Raw genomic sequence first — 14,801 nt, 5'->3', positions numbered from 1 at the left:
TTCTTAGTTGTGCTGGTGAGCTTCCTCTACGAGTTCGGGATCGACGAGGATACGACCGCAGTATTCGCAGACGATGATCTTCTTATGAAGCTTCAGATCTACCTGACGCTGGGGTGGGATCTTGTTGAAGCAACCACCGCAAGCATCACGATCGATGGGTACGACAGCAAGACCATTGCGGGCTCCTTCACGGATACGAGTGAAGGCGTGGAGAAGACGCTCCTCGATACCTTCCTCCAGGCGGATAGCTTCAGCACGGAGAGATTCTTCTTCCTGCTTTGTTTCACCCTTGATACGTGCCAGCTCCTCCTGCTTAGCCTCCAGGTCTACACGGCGCTCACCGATAGTTTCCTTGAGAGTAGCGATACGCTCCTTGCGGTGCTGGATCTCGGTCGTCCCTTCGGCGATGCGCTTCTGAGAGAGCTCGATCTCGAGGCCTTGGAATTCGATTTCCTTGGAGAGGTTGTCGTACTCGCGGTTGTTCTTGACGTTGTTGAGCTGCTCCTTATATTCCTCGATGCGCTCTTCAGCCTTCTGGATCTTAGCCTTCTCGGTAGCTACAGCCTGCACCTGGCGCTTGTTGTCCTCTTCGAGGTGCTTGAGGCGCGTCTCCATACCTTCGATCTCGTCTTCGAGGTCCTGTACTTCGAGGGGAAGTTCACCACGGAGGGTCTTGATATGGTCGATCTTGGTGAAGGTCTCCTGTAGGCGACTCAGGGCGATGAGCTTGTCTGCTACCGTCCGGTCGGCAGAGCTAACGTTAGCTTCAGGGCTTGCTACTGTCGTGGCCACCTCTGGGGTAGCTACTTCCTTAGCCTTGGTTGACTTCTTGGTGGTCGTCTTCTTTGTCGTTGTTTCTTTCGCCATTATGGATGCTGTAACGCTTTTATAGGATTGGAGTCTAACTCGCTTTGATAGACCGCAAAGTTAGGCATTTTATCTGAGATGATCTGTGCGAAGAGCTGTGCCGCAATGCATTCGCTCTCGTAGTGCCCCACCGTACAGAGGATGGGAGCTCCTTCACAGTCGAAGTAATCGTTGTACTTGGCTTCGCCTGTAATGAGGATATCGGCACCTGTTCGCTTGGCCTGCTTCCAGAGAAAGGCACCAGCTCCGCCACAGATGGCGACACGCTTGATGGCGGTCTTCTCAGTCACGCTGTAACGAAGCTGATCGGTCTTGAAGTAGTCAGCTACTCTGCGTAGGAAGCTCTCTACGGACTCTGCTTCGGGGAGCTCCCCGATGACGCCCGCACCGATACGTGGATGGACGTTCTGCAGTCGGGTAACGCTGTAGGCGGGTGTCTCGTAGGGATGGCTGGTTAGCAAGGCTTTCTCCACCTGACGTTGCAGGTAGGCGGGGAAGGTGAGGCTCAGCCGCTCCTCTGGCTCTACATGGAGCTGTCCGATCTCGCCTATGAAGGGATGAGCTCCGTCAAGAGCACGGAATGTCCCCTGCCCGGAGCAACGATAGCTACAGCTGTCGTATGCCCCGATTGAGCCTGCACCTGCGACCCAAAGTGCTTCGGCTACTAGGTTCAGCTCCTTCGCTGGGACGAAGGTCACTAGCTCCATGAGCGTGTCGGACATGGGGGCTAAGGCTGTGACGGACTCTAGTCCCAGCTCCTCGGCTAAGAGGTAGTTCAGCCCGCCATCCGCATTGTCGGCATTGGTGTGAGCTGCATAGATCGTGAGATCGTGACGTATCGCCAGGCGTACGCAGCGCTCGATATAGCTGGAGGTGCCGATCTGCTTTAGCCCCTTGAAGAGGAGGGGGTGGTGGGCGATGATTATGTTGCACCCCTTAGCGATAGCTTCTTGGAGGACTGCCTCGGTGATGTCAACACAGCAGAGTACGCCCGTAGCTATCTGCGAAGGGTCGCCGACCTGCAAGCCACAGTTGTCGTAGCTCTCTTGTAGTGCAGTAGGGAGCTTCTCTGTGAGGGCTTCCCATACCTTATATATAGGTATCATCAGTCGTACTTAGCTTGTTTCTTTTTCTTGCGTCGGTTCCTCTGCCCTGTGATGAGGACGATGACAGAGGCGAGGCCGAGGAAGAAGATGAATAGATCCGTCCCCCACTTGCCGAGGAAAGGACGATAGAGGCGTCCAGCATGGAGCTCGAGAGCTGCCTGCCACAGGGAATAAGGCATCTCATTGAGCGCCTCAGGCTGGTGGACGAAGGGGAGCTCTTGTGCTCCCGTCTTGTGATCAGAGGCTCTACGTACGGCACCTCGGTAGTGGAGGAAAACGTAGTCCTCGCTGGGTGTGTCTCCTGCGAGAAGTCCAGAGACCAGGTAGTCACTTATAGGAGGCCCCATCTTTACCTCACGGATGACCTCACCCGTGAAGTAGTTGCGTATAGGATCCTTCTCCCCAGGGTAGACCTCAAAGAGCCCAGTAAAGGAGCCGATGAGCCAGCTCCCATCAGGACGCTGAGCAAAGCCATTGACTCCCATCGGGCTGACCTCGGGCTGGAGCTCCCACTTCTCCGGCTTAGCCGAGAAGTCACGGAGCTTGAAGAATCCCTCGCTCGTCGAGAGTAGCCACCCGCCATTTTGGTGATCCTCACGAATACCACGCAGACGGTCGAACCAAGGGTTCGCGCTATAGAGTGTACTAAAGGTATTCGGACGCGCCTTCGTGAGGATGAAGGGAATCATCAGCGGAGGACGGAGTACCCATCCCGTGATGAAGACGAAGAGGAGGATATAGTAGAGGTGAAGGCCGATGACCTTATGCCACTTGAAGTGGATGGAGAGCTTGCGTGAGAGTTGTCTCTTCTTCTCGGTGGCCTCCTTCGTCCCGTGCTTATTCTTCTTCGCCATCAGGCGGTGGCTGAAGATAGTGTAGAAGATCCCCGTGATGGAGAGGAGTATGACGAAGAGCCCGATGATGTCAACGATGATTCGTCCCGTGAGGCCGAAGTACTCTCCACTGTGGAGCATCCACAGGATCTGGAAGAGTAGGATCTTCCCCGTATATCCATCGGGCTTCTTCAGCTCGTAGGTCGTCCAGCTGGGATCACTAAGCGAACGGCGGTAGAGTAGGGAGCGGCTCAGGAGCAGTACGGAGTCGCCCGTGATCTGTAGATCAGCCAAGCGCCCACGTACAGAGCTCGGTAAGGGTTGCTCGATCCATCGGTCACGCTGAGGAGCCAGGCGATAGAGGCGATACTGCGAGGCGACCCATATCCCGCCCATTGTATCTCGCGCCATAGACATAATCTTAGCTTCGTCACCGCCACGGACAAAGCCCGTATGCAGTGGTCGTGCCTCACGCCGTAGGCTACTGTCGGTCACCCACACGCCTGCGCCCCCATAGATATAGGCTAAGCTGTCGGCGCGGAGTACACCTCGTACAGCCCCATTATTCCACTTCTCGAACTTATAGTCGCTGGGGAGGACTGCACGGGGAATGTCTATGCTCTGTAGTAGGTCTCGGTGGTTGAGGATGATCCCAGAGAGGGCTGCCAAGAAGAGTAGAAAGCAGAGTGGGATCCCCAGATACTTGTGTATCTTCTTTGCCTTCATCCTATGCTCCTGAGTTCGCTATGCTACCCTGTCGTGCCTGAAGCATGCTTCGTACGGGGTTAGCGTACATGGTGAGCAGGCAGTGGCGGAGATAGGTGCGGTCGAGTGCAAGTTCATCGGGGAGCTTGACCAGATCGATGCGGCTCTCGATGTACTTGAGGGCCTTGGCTTCGTCCTCAGCACTGTAGTCGCAGATGCCTCGCTTGCCTCCCTCGAGGGTGTCGAGGGCGATGTAGTTGATGGAGTAGAGCTTGTAGTGGCTGTGGATCTCTGAGTCAATGAGCAGAGCGATGGCTTCGGGAGTGCTGTAATGCTCTGCCGTCTCGCCTCGTGAGGCAATCAGTTCATTGAGAGGACGGCCGATGTGGAAGGAGACCTCACCCTTCCAGCCGAAGATCCCTGTACGCATATTGATACCATCGTCAGCTGGGCTCTTCTTGAAGCCCTCGACGTCGCGCTTGAGCTGCATCTCCTGCGCCTTGAGGTAGTCGCAAGGGTCATACTCATAGCTGCAGGTCACGGGGACAATGTTCAGTGGTGCAAGGGCTTCAAGAGGCTGGCGGCTCTTTGCCCCGAGGGCAAGCATCTTCAGCAGTGCGGGCTGTGTCTTGTCGGTGGAGTCCTTTGAGCGACCTTCACGCTGTGCGATCCAAAGGCTCTTCCCTTCGGCGATGGCATCGTGCATGTACTCGGAGAGTAGGCGAGCAGCCAGTAGGACTTCGCGCCCTTGGAGGTTGCGTCGCACGAGGAAGCTCCCATTGAGCTTAACCAAGGTCTCGATCCAGGGGTAGAGCATAAGGTTGTCACCGATAGCGATCTCGGGGAACTTCGCATCGATGTCCGCTACGAGTACATTGAGGAAAGCTGAGTCGAGGATGATATCTCGGTGATTGGAGATATAGGTGTAGGCGCCATCCTTCGTGATGTGGTCGGTACCCGTGAGCTCGACAGAGCTACAGCACTTGCGCATGATATGCTTGACCCAGTGATAGCTCGCAGCACGCTTGAAGTCTTCGACGCTACGGCAGGCGCTGAGCACTTCGACCAATTCATCCCACGACTGCTCGAGCTGTAGGCTCTCGTAGACGGCACGAAGGGGCTCGAGACTCGTCAGGTGCTGGATAGCCGTCTGTACCTCTTCGGGTGCCAGCGGACGGATGCTTTCGTATTTCTTGAGATCCATAGTGGATGGTGTGCTTGGTGAGGGTTAGGAGAGATGATCCTGGATAAGGTCGGTCAGCAGGTCCTGCATCGTCAGTCCTGCAGCCTTGACCTGCTGGGGGATGAAGCTCGTGGGGGTCATACCTGGAGTGGTATTGACCTCGAGGAGGGTTGGGCGACCATCGGCTTCGATGATGTAGTCGACACGGATGATACCGCGGGCATCGACGTGCTGATAGATCTCACGGGTGAGCTCTTGTATCAGCGCTGTGAGCTCGGGGCTAATGCGTGCGGGGGTAATCTCCTCGACAGCGCCGTTGTACTTCGCCTCGAAGTCGAAGAAGCTATTCTTGGGCACGACCTCTGTCACGGGGAGAGCCGTGATGGTGTCGCCAATACGATAGCACCCGCAGGTCACCTCTGTGCCCGCAATGAAGCGCTCGAGGAGGACCTCATCGCATTCGTCAAAGGCGAGGGTAACGGCCTTGTCCAGTGCCTCCAGGCTCTCAACCTTAGAGGTTGCTACACTGGAGCCTCCTGCATTAGGCTTCGCAAAGAGAGGAAGACCGAGGCGCTCGATAAGCTCCTCTGAGGAGGGGCGAGCGCCATTGCGTAGCAGGCGTACGGAGTCTGCTACTCGCAGGTTCGGATAGGTGGAGAGGTAGCGGTTGCAGTAGTATTTGTTGAAGGTCAGTGCTTCGGTGAGTGTACCACCCGTATTGTAGGGGACGCCGACGAGGTCAAGGTAACCCTGCAAGAGACCATTTTCTCCGGGCGTGCCGTGCACGGTGATCAGGGCATAGTCGAGCTTGATATGCTCACCTCGGAGGGTGAAGCTGAAGTCGCACTTATCAACTAGGATAGATTCCTTCGTCTCTTCTCCATCGGGGCGTACATACCATCCATCGCGCTCAATGACGATGAGGTAGGGGGTAAATCGGCTGCGATCAATCCACGAGAGAAGGCCTGCAGCACTGCGCAGAGATACGGCGTATTCGCCAGAGAATCCACCAGCGATAACGGCGATATTATATCGTTCCATAGGGTGTATGGGTAACTTGGTCGTATATGAATGAATAATTATGCTAAGACAAAAATACAGCTTTCACAGCTGAAAACCCACCCCGTGGCATGGTGACGTAGCTCTTCTCTTCATAATGATGCTCTGGGTTTCTACGGGGAAGCAGTATGGCTTTAAGCATGCGTGAGGCTATAGGGATGAGTGATACGTATACCTTGTCTGGGCAAAACGTATACGTTTTATGCCCAAGACGTATACGTTTTAAGCTCGAAACGTATACGTTTCACTCGTGGAGGGTATACGTCTTGCTCTAAATCGCTCGTAGATGGCGTTGTACTTCATAAGAAAGCCCCAACACACAGCATGTATGTCGGGGCTATTTATTCAGGGCGAAAATGCCTTAGCGGTAATCGGTGTAGAGAAGGTAGCGAGCGCGCTTGGCTTGGAAATCCTTGAGGCCTGCTTGCCATGAAGCACGTATTTCCTCTTCGCTAAGGCCAGAGCTTAGCTGCTGTCGGAGCTTCTTTGTCCCAGCTAAGAGGTCGAAGAGTTGGCGCTGATTGATCAACTGAAGCCCCAGACTATCTGCCTTGCGATAGTAGTCCAGGAGCGGGCCGAGTGCGATCTGTCGCTTGGGTAGGCTGACCGAAGTATAGTCAGTGCCATAGCAGAGCTTGCCCTTATGCCGAGGGTTGCTGTCCTCGCCGAGCTTGATCTGAGGGGTATAAACGATGCTCCCGAAGCGCTTGTCGGGGTAGCCGATAGCTTGGAAGGGCTTCGATGTGCCACGCCCCACACTCATGATAGTTGCCTCGAAGAAGCAGAGTGAGGGGTAGAGCTCGATGGAGCGACTATTGGGGAGGTTCGGACTCGGGCGCACGGGCAGTTCGTAAGGATCACCATGAGACCAGCCAGCCATAGGGATGACCTTCACGTGGCAGGTATTTCCTCCTCTTAGCCAGCGCTCCCCATCGATCATCAGAGCCAGCTCTCCGACGGTCATCCCATGGGCTACAGGCAGTGGATCTACGCCAATGAAGGAGCGACAGTCGGGCTCCAGTATCGGGCCATCAATGAAGTCATTGGGGTTGGGGCGATCACAGACGACGAAGGTCTTCCCCTCTTCGGCACAAGCCTCCATCAGGTAGTGCATCGAGGAGATATAGGTATAGAAGCGCGTACCGACATCCTGCAGGTCGAAGACGAGGAGGTCAATATCGGCGAGCATCTCGGGGGTCGGGCGCTTGCGCTGTCCGTAGAGGCTCACTACGGGAAGTCCCGTCTTCTCGTCCACACCGCTACGTACATTCTTCCCTGCATCGACCTTGCCACGAAGACCATGCTCGGGGACGAAGAGGCGTACAATATTGATTCCTTGGGAGAGGAGGGTATCTACAAGATGCGTACCCGTACTGCCGACGAGCGAACTCTGATTGACCATCAGCGCGACGCGCTTGCCCTGGAGGGTGGGGAGGAGGAGCTCCATGCGCTCAGCACCCACGGTGATAGGTGTGGGGAGCTTTTGTGCACGAGCAGAGGCAGCCCAAGAGAGGGCGCCTACGAGGAGGAGAGCAAAGGTCTTCTTGGTCATCATCTATCCAGTGATCTTGACGCGGGTGGCACGGACCTCCGTTCCCGTGAAGATGGAGGCTAATTCTTCGAACTTCTCGGGGCACTCGGTCGTGCGGTAGGATATCTCTCCACCTTGGCTCAGACGATGCTCCATCTCGGGATGTCGGAGGAGGTAGTCTGCCAGCGAAGAGGCTACGAGTTCACCCTGAGAGATGAGCTCGACGGACTCGGGGAGGGCTTCTCTGATCTTCGGACGAAGGAGCGGGTAGTGCGTGCAGCCTAAGATGATGGTATCGATCTTCGGGTCGCGCTGCATGAGCTCGGCCGTGTACTTCTCGACGAAGTAGTCTGCACCAGGCGCATTGCTCTCTCCGTACTCGACCAGGGGCACCCACATGGGGCAAGCTTGCTCCTCTACGGTGACTTCGGGGAAGAGCTTCCCGATCTCGGTCGCATAGGAGTGTGAGGAGACGGTACCTGGTGTGGCGACGACACCGATATGACGACTCTTTGTGAAGCGAGAGATCGCCTCTACGGTGGGGCGGATGACACCGAGGACACGACGGGTAGGATCTTCGGAGTAGGGCAGGTAGTGCTGCTGGATCTCACGAAGTGCCTTGGCCGAAGCCGTGTTGCAAGCTAAGATGACCAGCGGACAGCCAGCGTCGAAGAGATACTTCACGGCCTGGAGTGTGAAGTCATTGATGACATCGAAGGAGCGTGTGCCGTAGGGCGATCGTGCATTGTCCCCGAGGTAGATATAGTCGTACTGAGGGAGCTGTCGGCAGATCTCAGAGAGTATGGTGAGCCCGCCGTAGCCCGAGTCAAAGACTCCGATAGGGGCGGGCGTCGTAGGATGAGACATATAGAGAGGTATCGGGTGTTAAGCTGGGACGAAGCTATAGAAGACCACGCCGAAGCATCCAGCCAATGCCAAGATGAGCAAGGGACTGACACGGAAGCGGAAGACGGCGATGAAGGCTATAGCAAAGAGCGCGAGACTGACGATGAACTGTGTGAGCGATGTGTCGGGCGTACCGAAGTTCTCTGCTGTCATCAGCACCATAGCCGCTGCTGCGACGAGCCCAACGACTGTAGGACGGAGTGCACCGAAGACGCTCTTCAGCAGGGGACTATCCTTATGCTTCAGAAGGAAGCGGCTGACGACCATCATTAGGATGAAGGGTAGCCAAAGGATCGAGAAGGTCGCGAGGAGCGAGCCTAAGAAAGCCATGGCGGGTGGATACCCCGCGTTGAGTACCGAGGTGTAGCCTACGTAGGTAGCCATGTTGATGCCCAGAGGCCCAGGCGTCATCTGGCTCACGGCGACGATGTCGGTGAACTCAGCTGCGCTTAGCCAACCCTCTTTTATGACGACGTCGTCCTGGATGAGGGAGAGCATAGCATACCCTCCCCCGAAGCCGACGATACCGATCTTAGAGAAGATGAGGAAGAGCTGGAAGAAGATCATTGGGCATCTGTGTTAGAGCGTCGTCTCTGCAGGTAACCATAGATCCACCCTGCGATCCCCGCGATGAGGATGATGTAGACTGGAGAGACGTCGAAGAAATAGATGAGGATGGCCGCTACGAGAGGGATCCATATCGTATAGCGGGAGAGTGATGCGGAGCGTGCCATCGAGAAGACGGGAGCCGCAATGAGTGCTACCACTACGGGTCGTATCGCACGGAAGGCATATTGCACGAGTGGAAGCTCCTTGAACTGCTGGAAGACTGTCGCAAGGATGAGGATGATGACGAACGAGGGGAGGACGTTAGCTACCGATGCGATGATGGCGCCACGTAGCCCACCGAGCTTATGCCCGATATGTCCAGCCATATCGACTGCAAAGATCCCTGGGGTAGCCTGTGCTACTGCCAGTATGTCGAGGAACTCTTCCTGCGTGAGCCATCCCGTACGCTTGACGATCTCGTGCTCCATCATCGGGATCATAGCATACCCTCCACCGATAGTCGTGATGCCTATCTTGAAGAAGATGCTGAAGAGCTGCGATAGCTCTTGGCGGGTCAGTCTGTTTGTTGTACTCATTTTTCGGCACAAAGATACGACCTTATGACGGAAGAGGATGTTAAGACAAGTGCCCTCGCAGGAGAGATTCACTCTCGTGCGAGGGCACTACATTATTATATAGTAGAGTGGGGAAGCGAGCTCCCCTAAGCCCTGCTACCAGACGACGACACGATCCTTAGGTGCGATGTACATCTTGTCCGTTGGGCGGATATTGAATGCCTTGTAGAAAGGATCAATATTCTTCAGAGCCTGGTTCACGCGAAGCAGACCGAGGCTGTGAGGGTCAAGCTTCGTGAGGCGACGGATTTCGGCCTCCGTGATGTTCTGCCCCCAAAGGCGAGCATAGGCGATGTAGAAGCGCTGAGCGGGAGTGAAGCCGTCGATCTTAGCGACCTGCTTGCCTTCGTTGGCCATCTGCAGAGCGAGGTAAGCGATGGTGAGACCGCCCTGGTCAGCGATGTTCTCCCCGAGCGTCAGCTCCCCATTGGCCTTGAGACCTGGAGCGACGGTAACAGCAGAGAACTGCTTAGCGAGGCGCTGCGTGGTGGCTTCGAACTTCTTACGGTCTTCGGGTGTCCACCAGTTGTTCATGTTCCCATCCTTATCGAAGTTGGATCCTTCGTCGTCGAAGCCGTGCGTCATCTCGTGGCCGATGACGACACCGATCGCACCATAGTTCACTGCGTCATCTGCATCCATATTGAAGAAGGGAGGCTGCAGGATACCTGCGGGGAAGCAGATCTCGTTGGTCGTGGGCATGTAGTAGGCATTGACCTCCTGAGGGCTCATGAGCCACTTCGTACGGTCAACGGGCTTGCCGAGATCCTTGAGGTTGTCTGCCTGCATGAAGCGTGTAGCAGCCTCGAGGTTCTGGTAGTACGTCTTGCTCTCATCGATGTCGAGGGCGCTGTAGTCCATCCACTTGTCGGGGTAACCGATCTTGATGACGAAGCTGCTCAGCTTCTCCTGTGCACGCTTCTTCGTCTCTGGGCTCATCCAGCTGAGGGCTTCGACGCGCTGACCGAGTGCCTTCTGTAGGTTGTGCACAAGCTCGATCATTCGCTCCTTGGCTTCGGGAGAGAAGTAGCGCTTGACGTATACTTCACCGAGAGCTTCACCGAGGACGCTCTGTACGACACCTATGCTGCGTCTCCAGCGTGGGTGCATCTCCTTGCGGCCACTGAGCTGCTTGCCAAAGAAGTCGAAGTGAGCTTGGACGAAGTCATCACTCAGCGAGTTGGCAGCACCGCTGATGGTACGTCCCGTGAGGAAGTCACGTAGGTCCTCGACCTTAGCTGAGGAGTACCACTTGTCAAAGGCCTTGAAGAAGTTCAGCTGCATGAAGTTCGCCGTGGCGACGTCAAGGCCACGCAGACGAAGGTAGCCGCTCCAGTCGAAGCCCTTATTGTCTCGTGCGAAGTCAGCGATCGTCACGATGTTGTAGTTCTTCTGTGAGTCGCGCAGCTCCGTGTTGGAGTAAGAGAACTGGGCCAGCTCCGTCTCGATACGAATGGTAGCCTTAGCGATGCGGCTGGCTTCGGCGTCAGAGTAGCCCGAGAGCTTGAGGATGCGGACGAGGTAGGCTTCGTAGCCGGCGAGGATCTGCTTGACTTCGGGGGTAGACTCGACGTAGTAGTCGCGCGAACCGAGGCCGAGAGACGTCTGCGTGAAGAGGAAGATGTTCATGGTACTATTCTTCTCGTCAGCTGCGACGCCCGTGCCGAAGAGACAGCCCTGACCATAGACCTGGTCCTGCTGAGCGATGTGCTTGAGGAGGTCGTCCTTGGTTTGGATTCCCTGAAGGGCTTGGAGCTCGGGGATAAGGGGCTTGTAGCCCTGGCGATTGCGCTCAGCGCTATCCAGAGACTGCTTGTAGAGGACGGCGACACGATAGTCGTTCGTGCCCTTAGTCTGAGGCTTAGCGATCAGCTCTTCTACGATGTGGCGGATCTGCGAAGTAGCTGTATCCTGAAGGATGTCGAAGGTGCCGAAGCGGCTGTAGGCAGGCTTGAGGGGATTCTTGCGTATCCAGCCTCCGTTGCTGTAGCGGTAGAAGTCGTCCTGAGGGCGTACCTTTCGGTCCATATCGGAGAGGCTGATGCCTGGGACCTTCTCGGTCTTGGTCTGCTGAGCACTGAGGCTGGCGGGAAGAACTCCCTGTGCCAAGAGCGCGCTGAGACCAAGCGTGATGAGTTGCTTTTTGATCTGCATAATGGATATTAATTGTAGTGGTCGTGCGAGAGAAGCCCCGTGGGGAAGGGGCAGCACCGCTGTGTGCCTCTGCAAAGGTACACCTTTTCACTACGTGTTATACGGGGATTGCTGCTGTATTCGTATGCAGAGTCCTGTTCTCTATTTATTCTGCTAAGGCATCACACGCCCAGCTCCCCCGATATGCCTCCCCAAAGAGATGCACAAACACTTCGCCTTGTCGTGAGTATTCCTCTTATTCAGCGGAGGGAAAAGTGTCCTTCTTATGAAGAAAAAAGCGCCTTCACGTAGTGTTTTTCTTCTATCTATGCACGTAGTCTTAAAGACCAGGCACGTCAATCTAAATATCCACGTACGTAGACATTAAATCTACGTACGTAGCCCAAACTTATCTGCCACTCGTCCACAACTTTTATTCTTACGTGGAGCAATTACCTAAATAGAGGTCACTTCACAAAGCTATATAGGAATCGAGAGAAAGCTATATGAGACCATTGCGCGGCATCTCAAAGGAGGGGCTTGGGGCAAGGGTAGGGAGGTCTAAGGTATGGGCTCTCGGAGCAGAACGTATACGTTTCGCAGTCAAAACGTATACGTTTCAGGCACGAAACGTATACGTCTTGGACAGGTGCCGAATTTGCCTCCTTCAGCCACAGAGCTTAGCTGCTTTATTTTAGAGGAATAGATGAGGAGAAGGAGCTCCTTCGCTTCCGTCCCTCGTGTGGGTCGCTTGGTGCTCTGCCTATGGTGGAAGGAGAGACTTCCCTTAGACCTTGTGAAGGTCGTACATCATAGAGTGAGAGCGCCTTTCTATATAGGGTCGCCCATTATAATTCGTATCTTTACACCGCACACCTGTAGCGTGCAGTATTAAAGTCCTACAGATATTACAGATCGTAAGTCTATGAATCAATTTCTAAAGAAGGGGCTCGTGCTGGCGACCGCCGCCCTCTCTATCGGCTACCAAGCAAAGGCTGATAAGGGGATGTGGCTGCTCAATGAGCTCACGCGAGAGAACGTCGCTCAGATGAAGGAACTGGGCTTCCGTCTCCCCATTGACTCCCTTTACAACCTGGACAAGCCCAGCGTGGCCAACTCCGTTGTAATCTTCGGTCGTGGCTGTACCGGGGTCACTGTCTCCAGCCAAGGTCTCATCTTCACCAACCATCACTGCGGCTTCGACGCTATCCAGTCGCAGAGCGCCGTCGACCACGACTATCTCCGTGACGGCTTTGTCTCGCAGAGCTTCTCTGAAGAGCTCCCCATCGAAGGGCTCACCGTGAGCTACCTCTCCTCTATCCGTGACGTCACGAAGGAGATCCTTGCTCAGCTCAAGAAGCCCAAGAATGAAATCGAGCGCCTCTCGCAGATCCAGAAGATCTGTCAGAGCCTTGAGGCTGCTGAGAGCAAGCGCCTCAAGAGCGAGCACAAGCGTGTACAGGTACGTCCCTACTATGCCAACAACAAGTACTATCTCATTACCTACGATGTCTTCAGCGACGTACGTCTCGTCTTCGCTCCTCCGGGATCTGTAGGTAAGTTCGGTGGCGATACGGACAACTGGATGTGGCCCCGCCACACGGGCGACTTCTCTGTCTTCCGTGTCTATGCTAACAAGGACAATGCTCCAGCCAACTACAGCAAGGACAATGTCCCCTACAAGCCCAAGTACCACGCTACCGTATCTACCGAAGGCTACGAGAAGAATGACTACGCGATGACTATCGGCTTCCCTGGCTCGACCTCGCGCTACATCCCTTCTTTCGCTGTAGAGAACCGCATGAAGGATCAGAACGATCCTCGTATCGAGGTCCGTGGCATCAAGCAGGATATCTGGCGTGCAGCGATGAATGCTGATCAGGCTACCCGCATCAAGTACGCCTCTAAGTACGCCCGTAGCTCCAACTATTGGAAGAACTCTATCGGGATGAATAAGGCGCTCGTCAAGCTCGGCGTCCTCGATCAGAAGCGCGCTGAAGAAGCCTCCTTCGAAGAGTGGGTAGCTGCTTCGGGCAAGAAGGCTCAGGCTTACAAGGGTATTCTTTCCGAAATGGAAGGTGCATACAAGAAGCTTGGTAACATCGAGCGCCAGTCTATGTACCTGCGCGAAGCCCTCATCGGTGGTACAGAGATCGTCTCCGCTGCACGTGGTCTGGGCGATCCCGCTAAGGTCAAGAAGCTCGCTTCTCAGCCTAAGGAGCAGCTCGCTCAGATGATCAATGATCTCTACAAGGACTATGTGCCTGCACTTGACCAGAAGGTCCTGCCTGCTATGCTTGACATCGTCCGTCAGCGCGTCGATGCTAATCGCGTAGCTCCGATCTTTGACCTTATTAATAAGGAGTATGGTGGCGATACAAAGGCTTATGCTGATGCGCTCTTCGCTAATAGCGTCGTCCCCTACAAGGATAAGCTTCTTGCGACCCTTCAGCAGCCCAATGCTGCCGAAATCCTAAGCAAGGATCCCGCTGTCCTGCTTTCGAATAAGGTGTGGGAGATCTATACGGCCTTCTCTAACGAGCTGAAGCCTCTCTACGAACCTATTGATCGTGGCAACCGTCTTTACTTCGCTGGCCGTCGTGAGCAGAACCCCTCCAAGCCTATGCCTAGTGACGCTAACTCTACGATGCGTATGAGCTATGGTACGATCAAAGGCTATAGTCCCGCTGACGCTGTAGAGTATGACTACTTCACCACCAGCCGTGGTATCCTCGAGAAGAATAACCCCGAGTCTACGGAGTTCAACGTCTTCCCCTCCTTCCTTGAGCTGATTAAGAAGGGTGATTGGGGCCGTTGGGCAGACAAGAAGGATGGTAAGCTCCACGTAGCCTTTATCTCGACGAACGACATCACAGGCGGTAACTCCGGTAGCCCTGTCTTCGATAAGAATGGTCGTGTATTCGGTCTCGCCTTCGACGGGAACTGGGAAGCTATGAGCGGTGATATCGAGTTCGAGCCCAACCTCCAGCGTACGATCGTAGTCGACATTCGCTACGTTCTCTTCACCATCGATAAGTGGGGCAAGTGCTCTCGCCTGATCGATGAGATGACGATCAAGTAGCCCCACGGGTACTACAACTATAAAAGAGGCGCCTCTTACCACTTGGTAGGGGCGCCTCTTTGCTGTGTTAGCGAACTTAACTCATTTTAATCTCCCAGCCTTGCAATATGTCTGGTTAATTGGCTAAAATGTGGTAATTAGAGAGGTATAGAAATGGAGTTGAGATCCCGCATATTTAGGGCGCTTGATCTTTGTTTTGCACGGGCTTTAAA

At 54.9% G+C, this 14,801-nt stretch carries 11 protein-coding genes; 1 reads left to right on the top strand and 10 read right to left on the bottom strand.

Annotated features, from left to right (window positions below):
- Positions 1-3: 3 nt before the first annotated feature.
- The 10 genes from KO088_RS02210 to KO088_RS02165 all read right to left on the bottom strand — a co-directional run bounded on the left by KO088_RS02210 (position 4) and on the right by KO088_RS02165 (position 11,528).
- Complete coding sequence (locus KO088_RS02210; RefSeq protein WP_229770771.1) at positions 4-867, bottom strand: zinc ribbon domain-containing protein; 864 nt, start codon at positions 865-867, stop codon at positions 4-6.
- Positions 867-1,973, bottom strand: coding sequence for a Nif3-like dinuclear metal center hexameric protein (locus tag KO088_RS02205; protein WP_215493228.1), 1,107 nt, complete (start codon positions 1,971-1,973; stop codon positions 867-869). The genes KO088_RS02210 and KO088_RS02205 overlap by 1 nt, the downstream gene beginning before the upstream one ends.
- On the bottom strand, positions 1,973-3,532 hold the full coding sequence (locus KO088_RS02200; RefSeq protein WP_215493226.1) for a PepSY-associated TM helix domain-containing protein: 1,560 nt from the start codon (positions 3,530-3,532) through the stop codon (positions 1,973-1,975). The genes KO088_RS02205 and KO088_RS02200 overlap by 1 nt, the downstream gene beginning before the upstream one ends.
- 1 nt (position 3,533) lies before the next feature.
- The gene (locus KO088_RS02195; RefSeq protein ID WP_215493224.1) at positions 3,534-4,715 is read right to left on the bottom strand and encodes a 1-acyl-sn-glycerol-3-phosphate acyltransferase; all 1,182 of its coding nucleotides are present in this window, start codon (positions 4,713-4,715) and stop codon (positions 3,534-3,536) included.
- Positions 4,716-4,739: 24 nt separating this feature from the next.
- A complete protein-coding gene (locus KO088_RS02190; RefSeq protein WP_215493222.1) occupies positions 4,740-5,735 on the bottom strand; it encodes a D-alanine--D-alanine ligase in 996 nt (331 codons plus the stop codon).
- Positions 5,736-6,114: 379 nt separating this feature from the next.
- Positions 6,115-7,308, bottom strand: a complete 1,194-nt coding sequence (locus KO088_RS02185; protein ID WP_215493221.1) for an exo-beta-N-acetylmuramidase NamZ family protein — start codon at positions 7,306-7,308, stop codon at positions 6,115-6,117.
- On the bottom strand, positions 7,309-8,151 hold the full coding sequence (gene murI / locus KO088_RS02180; protein ID WP_060935866.1) for a glutamate racemase: 843 nt from the start codon (positions 8,149-8,151) through the stop codon (positions 7,309-7,311). It abuts the gene before it with no gap.
- Between the two features lie 18 nt (positions 8,152-8,169).
- Positions 8,170-8,757: a chromate transporter gene (locus KO088_RS02175; protein WP_215493220.1), complete on the bottom strand. Its 588-nt coding sequence runs from the start codon at positions 8,755-8,757 to the stop codon at positions 8,170-8,172.
- Positions 8,754-9,335 carry a chromate transporter gene (locus KO088_RS02170; protein WP_188807453.1) on the bottom strand — a complete coding sequence of 194 codons (582 nt, stop codon included), beginning with the start codon at positions 9,333-9,335 and terminating at the stop codon, positions 8,754-8,756. Before KO088_RS02170 ends, KO088_RS02175 begins: the two co-directional genes overlap by 4 nt.
- Before the next feature lie 135 nt (positions 9,336-9,470).
- A complete protein-coding gene (locus KO088_RS02165) occupies positions 9,471-11,528 on the bottom strand; it encodes a M13 family metallopeptidase (RefSeq protein WP_215493219.1) in 2,058 nt (685 codons plus the stop codon).
- Between the two features lie 904 nt (positions 11,529-12,432).
- Here KO088_RS02165 and KO088_RS02160 point away from each other — a divergent pair.
- A complete protein-coding gene (locus KO088_RS02160; protein WP_215493218.1) occupies positions 12,433-14,589 on the top strand; it encodes a S46 family peptidase in 2,157 nt (718 codons plus the stop codon).
- Positions 14,590-14,801: the final 212 nt, after the last annotated feature.

Source organism: Porphyromonas bobii (genome assembly GCF_943169685.1).
Taxonomy (GTDB): Bacteria; Bacteroidota; Bacteroidia; order Bacteroidales; family Porphyromonadaceae; genus Porphyromonas; species Porphyromonas pasteri.
Note: the sequence above shows the minus strand (reverse complement) of the source record. Positions and strands in the feature narration are given on the sequence as shown.

What these genes read in the sequence shown, in the direction of transcription:
- murI (WP_060935866.1), bottom strand. Translation starts at nt 8,151, where the DNA reads ATGTCTCATCCTACGACGCCCGCCCCTATCGGAGTCTTTGACTCGGGC.
- KO088_RS02175 (WP_215493220.1), bottom strand. Translation starts at nt 8,757, where the DNA reads ATGATCTTCTTCCAGCTCTTCCTCATCTTCTCTAAGATCGGTATCGTC.
- KO088_RS02170 (WP_188807453.1), bottom strand. Translation starts at nt 9,335, where the DNA reads ATGAGTACAACAAACAGACTGACCCGCCAAGAGCTATCGCAGCTCTTC.
- KO088_RS02200 (WP_215493226.1), bottom strand. Translation starts at nt 3,532, where the DNA reads ATGAAGGCAAAGAAGATACACAAGTATCTGGGGATCCCACTCTGCTTT.
- KO088_RS02205 (WP_215493228.1), bottom strand. Translation starts at nt 1,973, where the DNA reads ATGATACCTATATATAAGGTATGGGAAGCCCTCACAGAGAAGCTCCCT.
- KO088_RS02160 (WP_215493218.1), top strand. Translation starts at nt 12,433, where the DNA reads ATGAATCAATTTCTAAAGAAGGGGCTCGTGCTGGCGACCGCCGCCCTC.
- KO088_RS02165 (WP_215493219.1), bottom strand. Translation starts at nt 11,528, where the DNA reads ATGCAGATCAAAAAGCAACTCATCACGCTTGGTCTCAGCGCGCTCTTG.
- KO088_RS02210 (WP_229770771.1), bottom strand. Translation starts at nt 867, where the DNA reads ATGGCGAAAGAAACAACGACAAAGAAGACGACCACCAAGAAGTCAACC.
- KO088_RS02190 (WP_215493222.1), bottom strand. Translation starts at nt 5,735, where the DNA reads ATGGAACGATATAATATCGCCGTTATCGCTGGTGGATTCTCTGGCGAA.
- KO088_RS02195 (WP_215493224.1), bottom strand. Translation starts at nt 4,715, where the DNA reads ATGGATCTCAAGAAATACGAAAGCATCCGTCCGCTGGCACCCGAAGAG.
- KO088_RS02185 (WP_215493221.1), bottom strand. Translation starts at nt 7,308, where the DNA reads ATGATGACCAAGAAGACCTTTGCTCTCCTCCTCGTAGGCGCCCTCTCT.